Origin of the sequence: Serinicoccus sediminis, assembly GCF_004153545.1 — a bacterium.
Classification (GTDB): domain Bacteria; phylum Actinomycetota; class Actinomycetes; order Actinomycetales; family Dermatophilaceae; genus Ornithinicoccus; species Ornithinicoccus sediminis_A.
The window spans coordinates 1-15,451 of sequence record NZ_SDVA01000025.1 but is presented as its reverse complement, the minus strand read 5'-3'; the positions used below and the strand labels follow the sequence as shown (position 1 = coordinate 15,451).

Below are 15,451 nucleotides of genomic sequence, written 5' to 3'. Positions count from 1 at the left end.
GAGCGGGATTGGTGCTGGGGTGAGAGGGGTCGAGGCCCTCAGGATCTGAGGCGACCAAGCTTCCGAAAGACCTTGAGGACCTCGACGATGGACCACCCTACGTCGTGCTGCCGTGCCCTCGGCGCGGGCAGCGCCTACTGCGACAACTGCGACCTGCTCGTCGGGCTGGCCGGCTATCACGTCCTGGACGTAGCCCGCGGACCCGACGGGCTGGTGGTGAGGGTGGAGTCGGCGACGGGGCCGGTGGGGTGCCCGGACTGCGGGGTGCGCGCGTCCTCGCGGGGCAGGCGGGAGCACCGCCTGGTCGACATCCCGGCCTTCGGTGTCCCGGTGCGGCTGGTGTGGGTGAAACGCACTTGGGCGTGCGGTGAGACGGAAGTGTCCGCGGCGCTCGTTCACCGAGGTCGACGAGGAGCTGGCCCCGCTGCGCTCGACGTGGACCACCCGGGCGCGGGCCGGGGCGGTGGGTCACCTGCGCCGTGAGCACGCGACCGTGCACGGCCTGGCCCGCCAGCTCGGTCTGGGCTGGGACACCGTGTGGTCCGGGATCGAGCCGATCCTGGCCGCCGCCGCGGCCGACGAGGCCCGCTTCTCCGGCGTCAGACCGTTGGCGTGGACGAGCACGTGTGGCATCACGTGTCCACCAAGCCAGCCCAGGACGGTGGTCGCGGGCCGAAGGAGCTGATCGGGATGGTCGACCTCACGGGCGATGAGAACGGGCAGATCAGGGCCCGGTTGCTGGACCTGGTCCCAGGCCGGTCCAAGAAGGCTTACACCGACTGGCTCACCCAGCGTGTTGGGCAGTTCAAGGCCGGCGTCAAGGTCGCCACCCTCGACCCCTTCCACGGGTACAAGGCCGCCATCGACGACGAGATCGCTGAGGCCACCGCCGTCCTCGACGCCTTCCACGTCGTCGCCCTGGGCACCAAGTGCGTAGACGAAGTCCGCCGTCGGGTCCAGCAGGCCACCACCGGCCACCGCGGCCGCAAGGGCGACCCGCTGTACGGCATCCAGAACATCCTGCGCGCCGGAGCGGAGAACCTCACCGACAAGCAGCGTGCCCGGATCCAGCGGGCCTTCGCCGCGCACGAGGCCCACGAGGAGGTCGACCTGACCTGGCAGTGCGCCCAGCAGCTCCGCTCGGCCTACAAAGTAGGCAGACAAGGCCCAAGGACGGCAGATCGCCGAACGCGTCGTCGCCACGTTCCACACCTGCCCGATCCCCGAGATCGCCCGGCTCGGACGCACACTGCGCAAGTGGAAGGACGCGTTCCTCGCCTACTTCACGAACGGCGCCACGAACGGCGGCACCGAGCGATCAACGGACTCATCGAACTCCACCGCCGCCTCGCCCGAGGCTTCAGGAACAGGTCCAACTACAGGCTCCGCATGCTCCTCATCGGCGGAGGACTCAACCTATGACCCCCACCGCAACTGGGAAGACTCGGTTCGGGGGTCGTCGCCACAGGCGCCAGCGCCTGCCTGATGCCGTCGGCGAGCCCCTCCAGGTACACGCGCCACGTCGCGTCGGTGCGGATATCCGTCGGCGAAGGGAACGGCAGGTCAAGGAGCTGGAGCTCATAGCGCGGCGCCGTCGTCCGGAACAGCACCTCGCGGCTGCGGACCGTGCCGCGCACCGGCTGGGCGTAGAAGACGGCTCCCGCCTCGGTCAGAAAGTCGGAGCCTGGGAGGACCGCGGTATGGCTGTAGGCGAACATCTGGTCGCCATCGGAAGCCCCCAAGGAGGTCTCGTCGACCTTGTACTTGGCGTCCGCAAGGAAACAGCGGCCGTTCAGGACGAAGATGAAGTCTGCGTTTCGACCCTCTGGCTTCGGCGTCCCGGACGCGGGCGCCCAGGGTGAGCCGACGGGCGCCTGAGGGTGCGTGGTCCCCGGATCCGCGACGTGCTGGAGGGCGCCGAGCAGGCACTGCTCCCACCACTTCTCCATGGAGAGGTGAATCGCCACCGCGCGCTCAGTCCCGGCGCGGCCATCTAGTGGCAGTACGGAGGTTCGGGACAGGACCTGGACGGCTTGTTCGACTGCGCTCGCCCACGGCCGCTCAAGGTTGCGGAGCACGAGTTGCCGGGCCGCGAGGAGGGCACGCTCGCGCTCCAGCACGGTAACGCTGTCGAGGCGTCGGGCCACGGCGACCGCCTGGGACCGGACGGGCGCCGCCAGGTGAGAAAAAACAGCAGGCGTATCGTCGGTTGCTACAGCCCTGAGCGCGGCGAGAACGATCCGGAGCACGGGGGTGTCCATCGTCTGTTCGTCGAATCGGCAGTCGACCTCGGGCGTGCCCGTCAGGAGCGTTAGTGCGAGACTCGTGCCGGACAGCGCCCCCCGCGGGTTGGAGAGGCGGTCGGCGCGTTCCTGGTAGCCCGGTCTGGCGCGATCGATGACGCGCCGGACTTCTTCCACGAAGAGCTGCTGCTCCACGACTCTGAGCAGCGACTCGGCGGCAGCGCCCCGGTACGGGTGGTCGTCCAAGGCGATCCGCTGACGCCTGGCTAGGAGCATCAGGCGGACGACGGATTCGAAGGAGTCGGCGCTCGCCGGTGGCGGGTTCGTCGAGCTCCGTCGCGCACTCACCAGCTGGAGGAGGTCCTTGCGCCCCTCGCGGTCGCCGAGGTCTAGGAGGGCGCGGGTTAGTGTCCCGACGACGCGAGGAGTGCTCGCCATCTCGGCCGACTCGCCCTCGTACAGGGCCGCGTGCGTGCTGGTGCCGGGAACGTGCTCGGGAATCAGCAGGTGCCGACGGGTCGAGGGTTTCCACGGCTTCGGGAGGACCGTGACTGTCAGCGCTCCGCCGGCACCGTCAGGGAGGACGACGAACCCCGCCCGGCTACCTCGGGGGCTCGCGCGAAACGCGACAACCGCGTCTTCTGAACTCATCGCAATCCGGCGGTTACTCTGACGGTTCCGCAGTGGCAGGCTCGGCCTCAGACTGCGTATCTGCCACTGCGCCGGTTCCGGGGTCGTCCGCGGGGTCGATCGGGGCCTCGACTTCCTGGTCAGGCTCGAACGCCTCGATTGCGAGGCTCGCGGCGAGACCGTGGCCGGTGGGCGAGATCTTCAGGCCGAGGTGGTTGTTGAGGAACGCCTCGAACGAGGCGAGCGCGGTGTCGACATCCTTGGCGGCGGCGGGGGTCAGGTTCGCATCCAGCCAGTCCTGCCGAACGGCCGGGCTCATGAGGTCCAGTGAGAATGCTTGGCTCACGGTCTCGATAAGCTGGGGCAGGATGGCATACCGCCAGACCGCCCGCTCGGTGTCGTCGTAGCTCGAGCCTTCCGTCGACCAGACCCGTCCAAGACCGCGTGCCGAACTCGAGTAGTCGATCACCGAGCGCGCCCTGTAGTCGGCGAGCTGCGACTTGGCGGCGTCGTGCGGGATGTACCCGAGCTCCACCTCGCTGATGCCGGTCGGCGTCCAGACAGTGACGCCGTCGGTCATGTCCTTGAACGGGATTCCGGTGTGGTTCCCGCCGAACCGAACGTTGCCGCTCGTTGGGTTCTCGAGCTTGACGTTCCTGTAGGTGGTGCCTTCGTAGTGGATAGTCAACTCGGCTGCGGTACCCCTTTTGCTGAGCGGGGTCTCCACGCCCACCGCCGCCAGAAGAGCATTGGCAAAGGGCTTCGTGGTCTGGAGCTGGCCCCAGGTGACACAACCTTCGTTCACCTCCATCCAGAACTGGAAGCGTCCTGGCTTGGCGGCGATGTCGAATAGGTAACTGTGACCCAGCATCGCGTCGGGGCCCAAGGCGTGCCGCAACGCGTCGTTCAAGCTGTCGAGCGCCGCGGCCGAGCGGTCGACAGCCGGTCCGGCTCCGGGAAGCGCGGCGGTCAGCGCGGCCGTCAGCTCAGTCCCAGAGAGAGGTTCGACGCGGACGAATGCGAACCGGCGCCGCAGCGCGGCGTCGAGGGGGGTAATCGACCGGTCGGAGGTGTTCATCGTTCCGAGGACATACAGGTTCGACGGAACGCCGAGCAGTTCGTTGGAGTACGGCAGCTGCGTGGTTACACCGTCCGTCCAGCAAGTTCCATGAATCTTGTCCGTGCGAGTGCACGTCGGATCGTGACGAAGTCGCTTCGAGGCTTCCAGCCCAAGCAGCAGGTCGCCGAGCACCTTAGAGACGTTTGCCCGGTTCACCTCGTCGATCAGGACCAGGAAGTCTCGGTCCGGCTGGGCTCGCGCAGCCTCGATCCAATTGCGGAAGACCCCGGGCCTCAACTCGAAGCCCAGAGCCTTACTGTGCGGGTCCTTTGGATCGGAAGGCTTGGGGTTATATCGGATCCCTTCGACGAACTCCTCGTAGCTGGTGCTTGGGTGAAAGGTCACCAACCAGGATCCGTTGCCTGCAGCCGGTTCGCCGTCGTCGTTGGTGCCGATCAGCCCTGGCCAGGCCTCGGCAATCGAAGCGATCGAGAACGACTTACCGGTGCCCGGGGGGCCCTCGAGAATGACGTTCTTGAAGACCTGGAGAGCGGCGACAGCCTCATTGGTCGTTGTCACAGTCGCCCTTCGCCGTTGGAGTGCGCAGTCATGCAGCAAGGCTAGCTAGGTGCCGTGATTGGCGCTTGTGGAACAACCCCGCCGGAGTAGCCAGACGTGTTCAGGATGGTTGCGGCAAACGTTGCTCGGGTCGAGGCGACGTTGTTGCCGGAGAACGGCGGGGACCAAGATCCATCGGACGCATCGGTGCTGCCGGAGGCAACGCCGCCATGGAGTCCTTCTGCGCACTCTCGCAGAACAACGCCCTGGACCGCCGCTCCCGGGCCACCCGCGAAGACATCCGAGTCGGGATCGTGGCCTGGAGCCAACGGACCTATCACCGCCGCTGACGTCAGGACGCCCCTAGGCCGATCGACCCCCGCCTGGGTTCGAGACCATCATGACCCGGCCAGCTCAGGCTGCCTGACCCAACTGTTACCTGATCGTGCAGCAGTTCCATTCGGACGATTCGAACGGTCGGCCTGCGTCTGTCGGCTCCGACCGGTAGAACTCCTGGATCGGGAACGTCTACAACCGTCGCCGGCGGCACGACGCCCTCGACCAGATCCCTCCGGTAGCGTTCGAGCGCCGGACCATCACCGCGGCATCAGAAGCCGCTCAACCGATGTCCACCGGACGGGGTCAACCCCACTGCTTGAATGCGTGAGCGGGCGGTTGCTGCCTAGTCAATCGGATCTAGCGAGGAGAGCGAGTCTTGACCGGTGCACATGGGCACGAGCCGCCGCGTCGCCAGGCCTCTGGGGCCCAGACCTTCCTGGCCGCCACCCGAATCGACGAGGAGTGTGACGACGTCAGCTTCCCCGATGCGCTGCTCTTGGCACGTCTCGTCTTGGAGCACCGTGGGGCGGCCATGCCCACACGCGGCAAGCACGCAGTCACCAACGAATCGATCGCCAAGAGACTTACGAGGCTGGGTCTCACAGCCTTGGAGGAAAACATTGGGCGAGCCGCGGGCACCCAAGGTCGCTCAGCTTGGACCGTCCGGGCCAGCGAGAACGGTGTTGCCCTCGTCTGCTCAACGCTCGGGATCGAGAGCCCGGTGCCGAATGACCCCGACGCGCCCGCAACTGAGGAACCAGTCACGGACGCGTCGCGTGTAAGCGCGGCCATCGCCGACACGCTCCCGTTCGACCAGGGCTGGGCGCCGGAAGGGACGCTCCCCTTCCTAGATGGGCCCGAGGTCGACAGCACTTCCCGCCTGGAGTCTCCAGAAACTGATGGCTCGGACGGTCCGCCACAGCCGCTACAGCGCCAAGTGACTTCCAGTTCGGACGGCGAAGCCCCCGTGACGAACCGCAGAGCCGAGGAGCTCTGGGGCCTACCGGACAAGACCGGGTGCTACCTCACGGCCATCGTTGTCCATGGCGACGACATGTCCGAAGAGGACTACTCAAAGGTGGGCAACCATCAACTCGGCGCGCTCTCGAAAGCGGCCAGGGCCTACGGCGAACCACCTTCCTGGCACGTCAACAAGCACATCGTCGGCTCGCAGTGGGCGGACCCCCTCGTCGCTGCACTGACCGATGGCACCCTCATAGCGGCAGGATCCACCTCACGGCGAGGGGCGGGCTACGCCCAGGACACCCGCCCACCTACGCCCCAGGAACACGCACGATGGGCAGGGCTCCCCATCCCGCCCGAGCCGCCGCCGCCCCCACCACCGCCGCCGTCAATCCTCGACGCCATCTGGGATCGAATCACGCAATACAGTGGTCAGACCTTTAAACTGATCCGCGGCGGCCAGTTCACCTACCGGGTTGAGCACGGTACCGTATCGATCGACTCAAGAAACATGCGCTTCTCGTGGGACGAGGTCGCCGGGGCACTTACCGTATGGCCTGTGACCCGGCCTTCTCAACTTCCTGGCGAGTGCGGACGGGCTATCTCCCACATTTGGGCTCTGCTCGCTGACGAACGGGTCCTGGGGCTCCGGCATCCTGGTACCGGCTCGCTAGTCGTTGACACGGCCCCTGGAGCAGACCCGTTCGCGCCTGCGCCTCAGTGGCTGACCGTGCCAGACGCGACCCCCCCACGCCCTCCGTTGCTTATCGCAGACCTCTTCGACCCCACCCCGGACCGCTGGCGGCGCCGAGGCGACGCCTTCCTGTGGGAATTCTTGCGATATCGCTGGCGAAACACCGAAGCCCCCAAATCGACGCCCGACCTGTGGACGGCCGTCACCAACGGCTTCGAGGAAGTCGTCGGGGTAGATCCGCTCGACAGGAATGCAAGCGAGTCCGTGTACGTGCGTGAGTTGTGGATCGAAGACGGTGACACGTCCGACTGCTACGTCGACATCGGCGCATGGCGGGACATCTGGTTACCGGCTCTGGTCGGGCGAAGCATCGCCAGGAGTTCCACTCAGCCTCGATGATCCGCACCTGCAGGGACCGCCAAGCACTGAGGCATGTCTTCGTAACCAGAGCGTCCCTACCTCTCATACGGCGTGTAGGTTGCCGCAATGAGCAGGCAGAGCAACCTGGTTACGTCCATCCTGAGGGATCTGGGCGACCCCTGCGGGTGGCCTGAACCCGTGGAGTTCAGAGGATCTTTGGCGCTTTGCACGCTGAACTCCGTGTACACGCTGCGGGCGACCTCCACCTCGGCAATCAACGTCCTGAACCGGTACCGAGACCTACGTGCGTGTAGCGCCACCGACAGTGGGCCAGACCTACTCGAGTCGATGAAGGATGCGGGTGGCCCCGAGCCTTTCGCAGTCGACGTCTTGCGAAACGAGAGCAAGCTCCCTGGCACTACCCGACTTCGCACCGTGGGCGTCTATGAGGCCCTCACCAAGTTCTCGGCACCTGAGATTGCGGTAACCACCGCGGGGGGTCTCCGGGTGAGCTCAGACCTAAGTGCCGCGAGGAGAGCCTGGCTGTCCGTGACGGGGCTGGGGAAGCAATCCTGGTCGTACCTGCTCATGAACGCCGGCGTGGAAACCGAAACCAAGGTTGACGTCATGCTGAAGCGGTACGTCGGACGGGCCGCGAGAGAGAACTTGGAGGATAAGGAGCGGGAGGTCCGTCGTCTGGTGCGAGACGCATCAACCACCCTCAACGTGCATCCGCGAAGACTGGACAGGGCAATCTGGTGGCATGAGAGCCGGTACGGCAGGGCATCCCAAGGGGACTGACGTCCCGGTCCTGCGATGGCCGGCCTGTCGGGTCGCGAGTCACGCCACCGGCGACACGGGAGGGTGTGAACCGCCTGCGCATACCCAACGCCCGGTCTTCGGCAGAGCCGTGATGCCACGAGCAAGGACACGTCCAGGGTCTGTCTGCTGCGTCCTTCTGGGCGGAATGACGCCGCCAACCCCCGAAGGTCGAGCGGCGACCGCCAGAGTCGCCAGAGGTCGGGCTTCGTGCATCATCGTCGGTGGCCTGTAAGGACTCACCACCGCCGCGCACCCGCTGGACGACGGCCGCCGCAGAAGGCACTTTGTCGGCATCTACTAGGTTCGCTCAACCTCCTTCGCTGAGGTTTGCGCCTTCGACCTAGAGTGAGCACGTCATACGCGGCCCGACGGGCTTCCATTCAGGACACGCCCCCACCCGCACGAGTTTCGTGCTGCCTGGGGAGTCCTGCCGGTGTTCTTGCTTCGATCGTCTGCGCAGGGGCTCTCCGTCGTTGAGGCGCAGCTCGCCCAGTACATCGCGGAGCAGATGGCCATCACGACAGGTCGTTCGGCCTCTCCCTCCGAGCGCCGCTCCTGGGAGCGCAGTCTCCCCCGCCTGCGCGCCGATCTCATCGACGCCGGCCACGGCGACGTCGAGATGCTCGTGGAGTACCAGCTGCCCCTTACCAGCAAGCGCGCCGATGTTGTCCTCGCCGGGCAGCATCCGCAGACCGGGCGCGCGTCATACCTGGTGGTGGAGCTCAAGCAGTGGAGCGAGGCAGAGCGGTTCGAGGACAGCGACGTCCTGGTGCGCATCGACGGCTACGGCAACCACCCCGCGCTGCACCCGCTCGAGCAGGTGCGAGGTTACTGCGACTACCTCACCGACTTCGTCGTCACGCTGGCCGAGGACGAGCACGAGCTGGCCGGCACGGCATACCTGCACAACGCGACCAACCTGGGCATCGCAGATCTGCGCGACATGGCCACCCCTGACCTCGCGCGGCCGGCGCGGATGTTCAGCGGGCAGGACCGGGGCGACTTTCTCGACTACCTGAGGAGTCGGTTCGCGCCCGGGGTGTCGGGCGCCGAGTACGCAGACCGACTGCTGAACAGCCGCGTCGGGCCCTCCAAGCAGCTCCTTGCCCTGGCGGCCGACGAGGTGCAGCGTCGGGAGCAGTTCGTCCTGCTCGACGAGCAGCGCGACGCCTACGAGCTGGTGCTGCACGCGGTGGAGAAGGCACGGCGTGGCACCACCAAGACGGCGGTCGTCGTCGTCGGGGGACCTGGTAGCGGCAAGAGCGTGATCGCGCTTTCGCTCATGGGCGAGCTGTCGCGGCAGGGACGTGGTGTCATGCACGCGACGGGGTCGCAGTCGTTCACCAAGACGCTGCGCAAGGTGGCCGCCGCGCGGGCGCCGCGGGTGCGCAAGCTGTTCGGCTACTTCAACGGCTTCATGGCGGCGGAGCCGAACGAGCTGGAGTGCCTGATCCTCGACGAGGCGCACCGCATCCGGGAGACGTCCGAGTCGCGCTTCACCCGCAAGGAGCACCGGACTGGGCGGCCACAGCTGGACGAGCTGCTCAGCGCTGCGCGGGTGCCGGTCTTCCTGCTCGACCAGAACCAGGTGGTGCGGCCCGGTGAGATGGGCACCGTGCAGGCGATCACCGGGTATGCCGAGTCGATGGGCATGGACGTGCACGAGATCGACCTCGACGACCAGTTCCGGTGCGGCGGGTCGGCGTTGTATGTCGAGTGGGTCGAGCGGCTGCTCGGGCTGGCCCCCGGCGGGCCCTTCACCTGGGAGGGTGACGGCACGTTCGAGCTGCACGTCGTGGACTCCCCCGAGGAGCTGGAGCACGTGCTGGCCGTGCGCCAGGACGATGGCTACACCGCGCGGATGGCGGCGGGCTACTGCTGGCCGTGGTCGGACCCTGAGCCGGACGGGACGCTCGTGCCGGACGTGCGAATTGGTGACTGGTCGCGACCGTGGAACCTCAAGGGTGATCGCTCGGTCGGCGGCGCGCCCGCTGCCGCGCTGTGGGCGACGGACCCGGCCGGCTTCGGGCAGGTGGGGTGCATCTACACAGCGCAGGGCTTCGAGCACGACCACGCCGGGATCATCATCGGACCCGACCTCGTCTGGCGGGACGGTCACTGGCGGTCCGTGCGTGAAGGCAACCGGGACCCCGCCCTGCGTAGCCGCACGAAGGTGTCGGACCACGACTTCGACCGGCTCGTGCGCAACGTCTACAAGGTCCTCCTGACGCGCGGTATGCAGAGCGCCTGGCTCTACTCCCCCGACCCTCAGACCCGCGAATTCCTACGGGGACTCGTCCGGCAATAACCGGGATAGCAGAGCAACCCCAGCCAGCGGGTTCTTGCTTGCGAGATACTTCGTCATCAGGAGGTTGAGTTGAGTGAGATCCGACCTCAGTGTGCGCCCACCATCGAGACTCCCGACCTGGAGCAGCTGCACACTTCAGGAATTCTTCGTGGGGAACTCTGCTAATGTCCCGCTTTCTGGGCCGCGCCGGCATGAGACGCAAGGATGCGCGAAAGCAGGTCGGCCCAGGCAAGTGGGGGTAAGGGGCCGTAAGTACCCACCTTGAACGACGAAGGGGTGTGACCATGGCGGTTGCCGTCATCTGGCGCGGCACCACGCCGCACGGCGAGGACTGGGTCCTCGTGCGTCGCGACGACGGGTTCACCCTCCGGCACGGCATCGATGAGATCGACATCCCCGCCTCCGGGGCCGACCGCATCTCGGTGACCCGCCGATGGTGGCGGACCACCGTGACCGTGGCCGGGGTGCCGGAGCGAGCCCGCGTCCTGAACGGTCTGTCCGGCGAGGAGGGCCGACGCCTCGAGAACGCCGTGCAGGAGGCACTGTCCAGGTCGCTCCCTGTCTGGACCGCGAGGCTCTCGACCACGATCGAGACATCTAGGCGTGACCTCCGGTGGATCACCGAGGAGGAGGTCACCACGCTGCTCTCGACCCGTCCAAGTATCGCCGACGGAGAGCCAGCAGTCGCCAACCACGCATCGGGAGCCGGTCCCCTCTGGCTGACCGAGGAAGGTACGCGCCGGTGGGTGCACGCGGTCAACGAGGAGATCGCGACTGCGATCACTCAGCAGCAGCGCCAGTTCTTCGGCACGATCGAGACCAGCCCGCTGACCGACGAGCAGGCGCGCGCGGTCGTGACCTACGACAACCGGGTCAACGTCATCGCCGCAGCCGGATCAGGCAAGACCTCGGTCATGGTGGCCCGGGCCGCGTATGCCGTGTCCCGCGGCCTGGCGAGGCCCGAGGAGATCGTGCTCCTCGCCTTCAACCGGGACGCCGCCACCGAGCTGCAGACGCGCATACGACGCCGGTTCGCTGCAGCAGGCCTGCCTGCCGAGGGGGTCGAGGCGACCACCTTCCACGCCTTCGGGCTCAAGGTCATCGGCCGGGCCACCGGTCGCAAGCCGACGGTGGCGCCGTGGCTGACCAACAACGACGACGAGCTCAGCGTCCTGTCGGCGATCGTGGCGGAGTTGAAGGGCTGCAATCCCCAGTTCCGGTATGCCTGGGACTGGTTCCGGCTGCTGCTCTTCACCCGGCCGGACGAAGACTTCACCGAGCCGGCTGCTCCAGACGCGTGGGACCCTGCTCGACGCGCGGCGGGCTACCGCGCGATGGACGGCACGACGGTCAAGAGCGAGGGAGAGCGCTGGGTCGCAAACTTCCTCTACCTCCACGGCGTCCCCTACGAGTACGAGCGCCCCTACACCTACGACACCGCGGACGCCGAGCACCGGCAGTACCACCCCGACTTCTACTACCCCGACATCGACGTCTGGCACGAGCACTGGGGTCTCGACGCCGACGGCAACCCGCGCCCCGGGTGGACCGACTACCTCGACGGTATGGAGTGGAAGCGCCAGCTGCATCGGCAGCACGGCACGACCCTGGTAGAAACCACGTGGGCCGAGGTCATGCACGGTGACGGCCTGTCCCGCCTCGAGAAAGAGCTGGTCAGGCACGGCATACGCTTCCACTGGGACCCCGACCGAGCACCTGTCAGAGGCGTCAAGGTCGTCACGGACGCCGACCTGCTCCGCCTCGTGCGGACCTTCATGCTGCACGTCAAGGCGAACTCGCTGGACCAGCAGGAGGTCAAGCGACGCCTGGACGCGGGTCTCGTGCGCAACCGCAGGCGCGCCAGCATCTTCCTGGACCTCTACTGGCCGATCCATGACGCCTGGCAGGCCCGGCTCGCCGACGGCGGCTACGTGGACTTCGAGGACATGCTCGTGCAGGCCGCCGACCACCTCGAGTCGGGCAGGTACGTCAGCCCCCACCGGCTGGTCATGGTCGACGAGCTCCAGGACGCCAGCCAGGCGCGGGCCCGGCTCACCCGAGCCCTGGTCGCACAGCCCGGCCGGCACCTGCTCGCCGTCGGGGACGACTGGCAGTCCATCAACCGCTTCGCCGGGGCCGACCTGAGCGTGGTGACGGGATTTCACGACCAGTTCGGCCCAGGCCCCACGGTGCACCTGACGACGACCTTCCGCTGCCACCAGTCCATCAGCCACACCGCTGCCCGCTTCGTCATGAAGAACCCCGCCCAGGTGCGCAAGACCGTCGTGTCGGTCCACGACCGGCCGGTCGACCGCGCCGCGCACGAGGGGGTGCAGCTGCGCACGGTGGCGAGCGCCGCCGAGGTCCCCCGCGCAATCGGCGACTTCCTCACCCGGCTGCGTGACGCCATACACGGGGGCGCCGTCGGCGCCGACTCGGTGAGCGTCGACGTCCTCGGGCGCTACCAGCAGGACCGCGGCCTCATGCCGCACGCAGCCCCGCCGGAGATTCGGCTGGCGTTCCGCACCATCCATTCCGCCAAGGGGCTCGAGGCCGACTACGTCGTCGTCCCCAACCTGTCGGCGGGGTCCTACGCCTTCCCGAGCCGGATCGCGGACGACCCGGTCCTGGCGCTCGCCATGACCGGTGGTGACACCTACCCGCACGCGGAGGAGCGCCGGCTCTTCTACGTGGCGCTCACCCGGGCACGCCGCGGGGTGCTGCTCATCAGCCCCGAGCACAACCCCTCCCCCTTCGTGACCGAGCTCGTCCAGGACGGTCTCGTGCGAGACGTCGGCCCCCGCCCGGTCGCCACCCCCTGCCCCGGGTGCCGGGTCGGCGTGCTCCGCCAGAGGTCCGGTCGCAACGGCCACTTCTGGGGCTGCAGCACCTTCCCGGCGTGCACCTACACGTGCAACACACCACCTGGGCCGAGAGAGCGCCCGGGCGTCACCAGGTCCACCACACGTCGGCCAGCCTTCTGAGAGGCGGAGCACCATGACTGAGACAGACTCCCCCAGCGTCGCGCTGCGCGAGATGCGACTGAGGTATGCCGGTCGGTGCCGCGGGTGCGCCACCGAGCTCCCCCGTGGGACGCGGGCCGTCTACGACCCGGGGACGAAGACGGTCTGCTGCTTGACCTGCCAGGTCAGGGCCACCGGAGACAGGGTGTCGCCGAGCGAGGACCCCTTGGGCGGTGGTGTGGGGACGAAGGAGCAGCCGGGCGACGCCCCCGCGAGTGTCGATGTGGACGGTGGGGAGTCCGGGAAGCCGACCCCACCGACACCCTCACCTGCGCTCGCACCGACACCCCCACCAGTTCTGGCGCCGATTGCAGCCGACACCTCGCCAGGTGTGGCGGGCTCGTCCGCCCGCCGTGAGCACGAGCGCCGCGTCGCCCAGCGGGAGGAACGGGTCCGGAGCCGGCATCCCCGGCTGGGCGGGCTCCTGCTCGCCATCTCCGAGGAGCCGCAGAGCACCAAGGCGTGGGCGACCGGCGCGGTCGGCGAGGAGCGGCTGGGGCGACGGCTCGACGCCACCGCCGGTCACCTGGTCCGCGTGATGCACGACCGCGGCATACCGAGGAGCCGGGCCAACCTCGACCACCTGGTGGTGTGCGCCAGCGGGGTTTTCGTCGTGGACGCCAAGCGCTACCAGGGGCGACCGCACCACGTCGTCGACGGTGGCTTGTTCACGCCCCGCGTCGACAAGCTGCTGGTCGGCCGCCGCGACTGCACCAGGCTCGTGGACGCCGGCCTGAAGCAGGCGGACCTCGTGCGCGGAGCGCTGGCCGACGACACCGTCGAGGTGCATAGCGTGCTGTGCTTCGTCGAGGCCGACTGGCCTCTCTTCGGCGGTGACTTCGTGATCCGCGACGTCACGGTGACCTGGCCGAAGAAGCTGGCGACGATCATCTCGCGGCCGGGTCCGCTGACCGAGGAGCAGATCGCCGTCATCCACCGGCGCCTGGCTGCCGCCTTCCCCCCAGCCTGACTCCCGTCCGCCGACCGCTCGGACGACCCCATACCGCGACGTGTCACCGATAGGGTGCTGACGTGCGCCGCATCCTGGATCTCCTGGACGCTCTCAACGACGCGGGCGTCGACTACGTGGTCGTCGGCGGCGTCGCGGTGGTCCTGCGCGGTCACGCCCGCATGACGGTCGACCTGGACCTCGCGCTCAACCTCACGACCGACAACCTCACCGCCGCCCTCGACGTCCTCAAGGCGCAGGGGCTCGTGCCCAGACTCCCGGTCGCACCCGAGCAGTTCGCCGACCCGGACACCCGACGCACCTGGGTGGAGGAGCGCAACCTGGTGGCCTTCACGCTGCACGACCCCTCCGACGCACTGCGCGAGGTGGATCTGCTGGCGGACATCCCCCTGCCCTTCGCCGCCCTCCGCACGTCCTCCGACATCGTCGACGTCGACGGCGTCCCCGTGCGCGTGGCGTCGGTCGAGCACCTGGTAACGATGAAACGCCATTCCGGGCGCGCGCAGGACCTCGCTGACATCGAGGCGTTGTCGCAGCTGAGGAGCCCACCTATGGTGGTGAGCGATGAGCACGACCAAGGCTGAGCATCTCTGGCGCGGCACCTCGGACGCGGGGTCTGCCATCCAGGCGCGGGCGGCGACGACCCCGGCGCAACGACTCGAGTGGCTCGAGGAGAGTCTCCTGCTCGCGCAGGCATCCGGGGCCTTGGAGCGGGACCGGGCCAGGCGGCACGCTCAGGCCCAGGAGTGGGACGTGTCCGGCTGAGGCCTGCGGTCGAGCCTCAGACCGGGCCGGAATGTCGGACGACCTACGTCAGACCCGCATCGCGTGCCGGATGCTGGGGCTCTCATCACCCACCAGTCCACGACGGCACGTGGGACGGCATGGCGCCTCTCGCGCACGATCCACGCGGCGTTCGATTCCCGGTAAGAGCTGCCCATGACCTGTCAGCCTCGCAAGGCCCGACTGACCTTGCTGAGCCGCTGTCAGTAGCCGAAGGCCCAAGGTGCGTCCGCGCCGTCATTAGTCAGGTATGTCAGACCTGGCTCGTACATTTGTTCTATGAGGGGTAGTTGGGGTAGCGAGGCGGCTGGAGGTCGCGCTGAGGGTGTGGCGGCCGTCCTGGCCGAGCTGTCCGCCGCCGTGGAGCGGTCGGTGGCGGCGCTGGCGTCGCCGGCGTTGTTGCAGGAGCGCGAGCTGGGTGACGTGCTGGGCGCCCTCGATGGGGTGGCCGCCCGGGCGCACGCGTTGTTGGTGGCGGTGGCGAGGGAGGGGATCGCCCGGGTGTTGCACCAGGAGGCTGGTTTCTCCGAGGTGGACTGGGTGAGGTTGGTATGCCCGGGGCTGGCCTCGCGGACCGCGGTCGAGATCGCGATGGTCGCCCGCGCCGCCCAGCAGGGGGTGCACGTCCCGTTGGTGGACGCCGTGCAGGACGGGTCGGTGCCGGTGCACCGTGCGGCGCAGGTGCTGCGGGCGTTGGC

Annotated in this window: 12 protein-coding genes and 2 pseudogenes; 12 read left to right on the top strand and 2 right to left on the bottom strand. The window is 68.0% G+C overall.

What is annotated here, in order from left to right; genetic code table 11:
* Positions 1–87 precede the first annotated feature (87 nt).
* From EUS26_RS17455 to EUS26_RS17440, 4 genes and pseudogenes are all read left to right on the top strand, one after another.
* Entirely contained in the window at positions 88–483 is a 396-nt protein-coding gene (locus EUS26_RS17455; protein ID WP_238149034.1) for a transposase family protein, read from the top strand.
* On the top strand, positions 368–685 hold the full coding sequence (locus tag EUS26_RS17450) for a helix-turn-helix domain-containing protein (RefSeq protein ID WP_238149033.1): 318 nt from the start codon (positions 368–370) through the stop codon (positions 683–685). Before EUS26_RS17455 ends, EUS26_RS17450 begins: the two co-directional genes overlap by 116 nt.
* Positions 686–690: 5 nt before the next feature.
* Positions 691–1,332 (top strand): annotated as a pseudogene (locus tag EUS26_RS17445) (ISL3 family transposase); the annotation flags it as partial.
* The gene (locus EUS26_RS17440; RefSeq protein ID WP_238149035.1) at positions 1,220–1,486 is read left to right on the top strand and encodes a transposase; all 267 of its coding nucleotides are present in this window, start codon (positions 1,220–1,222) and stop codon (positions 1,484–1,486) included. The pseudogene EUS26_RS17445 and the gene EUS26_RS17440, both read left to right, overlap by 113 nt.
* Here EUS26_RS17440 and EUS26_RS15790 read toward each other — a convergent pair.
* Both EUS26_RS15790 and EUS26_RS15785 read right to left on the bottom strand, forming a co-directional pair.
* The gene (locus EUS26_RS15790) at positions 1,377–2,894 is read right to left on the bottom strand and encodes a 5-methylcytosine restriction system specificity protein McrC (RefSeq protein ID WP_130014790.1); all 1,518 of its coding nucleotides are present in this window, start codon (positions 2,892–2,894) and stop codon (positions 1,377–1,379) included. The two genes, EUS26_RS17440 and EUS26_RS15790, sit on opposite strands and share 110 nt — an antisense overlap.
* A gap of 13 nt (positions 2,895–2,907) precedes the next feature.
* Positions 2,908–4,512 carry an McrB family protein gene (locus EUS26_RS15785; RefSeq protein WP_165368651.1) on the bottom strand — a complete coding sequence of 535 codons (1,605 nt, stop codon included), beginning with the start codon at positions 4,510–4,512 and terminating at the stop codon, positions 2,908–2,910.
* A 694-nt stretch (positions 4,513–5,206) separates the two neighbouring features.
* Here EUS26_RS15785 and EUS26_RS15780 point away from each other — a divergent pair.
* The 8 genes and pseudogenes from EUS26_RS15780 to EUS26_RS15745 all read left to right on the top strand — a co-directional run.
* Positions 5,207–6,886, top strand: coding sequence for a hypothetical protein (locus EUS26_RS15780; RefSeq protein WP_130014788.1), 1,680 nt, complete (start codon positions 5,207–5,209; stop codon positions 6,884–6,886).
* An 87-nt stretch (positions 6,887–6,973) separates the two neighbouring features.
* Positions 6,974–7,648 carry an SNARE domain-containing protein gene (locus tag EUS26_RS15775; protein WP_130014787.1) on the top strand — a complete coding sequence of 225 codons (675 nt, stop codon included), beginning with the start codon at positions 6,974–6,976 and terminating at the stop codon, positions 7,646–7,648.
* Positions 7,649–8,102: 454 nt separating this feature from the next.
* Complete coding sequence (locus EUS26_RS15770; protein WP_238149032.1) at positions 8,103–9,977, top strand: DUF2075 domain-containing protein; 1,875 nt, start codon at positions 8,103–8,105, stop codon at positions 9,975–9,977.
* Between the two features lie 284 nt (positions 9,978–10,261).
* Positions 10,262–12,961 carry a UvrD-helicase domain-containing protein gene (locus EUS26_RS15765; RefSeq protein ID WP_130014786.1) on the top strand — a complete coding sequence of 900 codons (2,700 nt, stop codon included), beginning with the start codon at positions 10,262–10,264 and terminating at the stop codon, positions 12,959–12,961.
* A gap of 370 nt (positions 12,962–13,331) precedes the next feature.
* Entirely contained in the window at positions 13,332–13,970 is a 639-nt protein-coding gene (locus tag EUS26_RS17430; RefSeq protein ID WP_238149031.1) for a nuclease-related domain-containing protein, read from the top strand.
* 62 nt (positions 13,971–14,032) lie between these two features.
* Positions 14,033–14,554: a hypothetical protein gene (locus EUS26_RS15755; protein WP_130014785.1), complete on the top strand. Its 522-nt coding sequence runs from the start codon at positions 14,033–14,035 to the stop codon at positions 14,552–14,554.
* Entirely contained in the window at positions 14,535–14,735 is a 201-nt protein-coding gene (locus EUS26_RS15750; RefSeq protein ID WP_130014784.1) for a hypothetical protein, read from the top strand. Before EUS26_RS15755 ends, EUS26_RS15750 begins: the two co-directional genes overlap by 20 nt.
* Before the next feature lie 345 nt (positions 14,736–15,080).
* Positions 15,081–15,451 (top strand): annotated as a pseudogene (locus tag EUS26_RS15745) (HNH endonuclease signature motif containing protein); the annotation flags it as partial.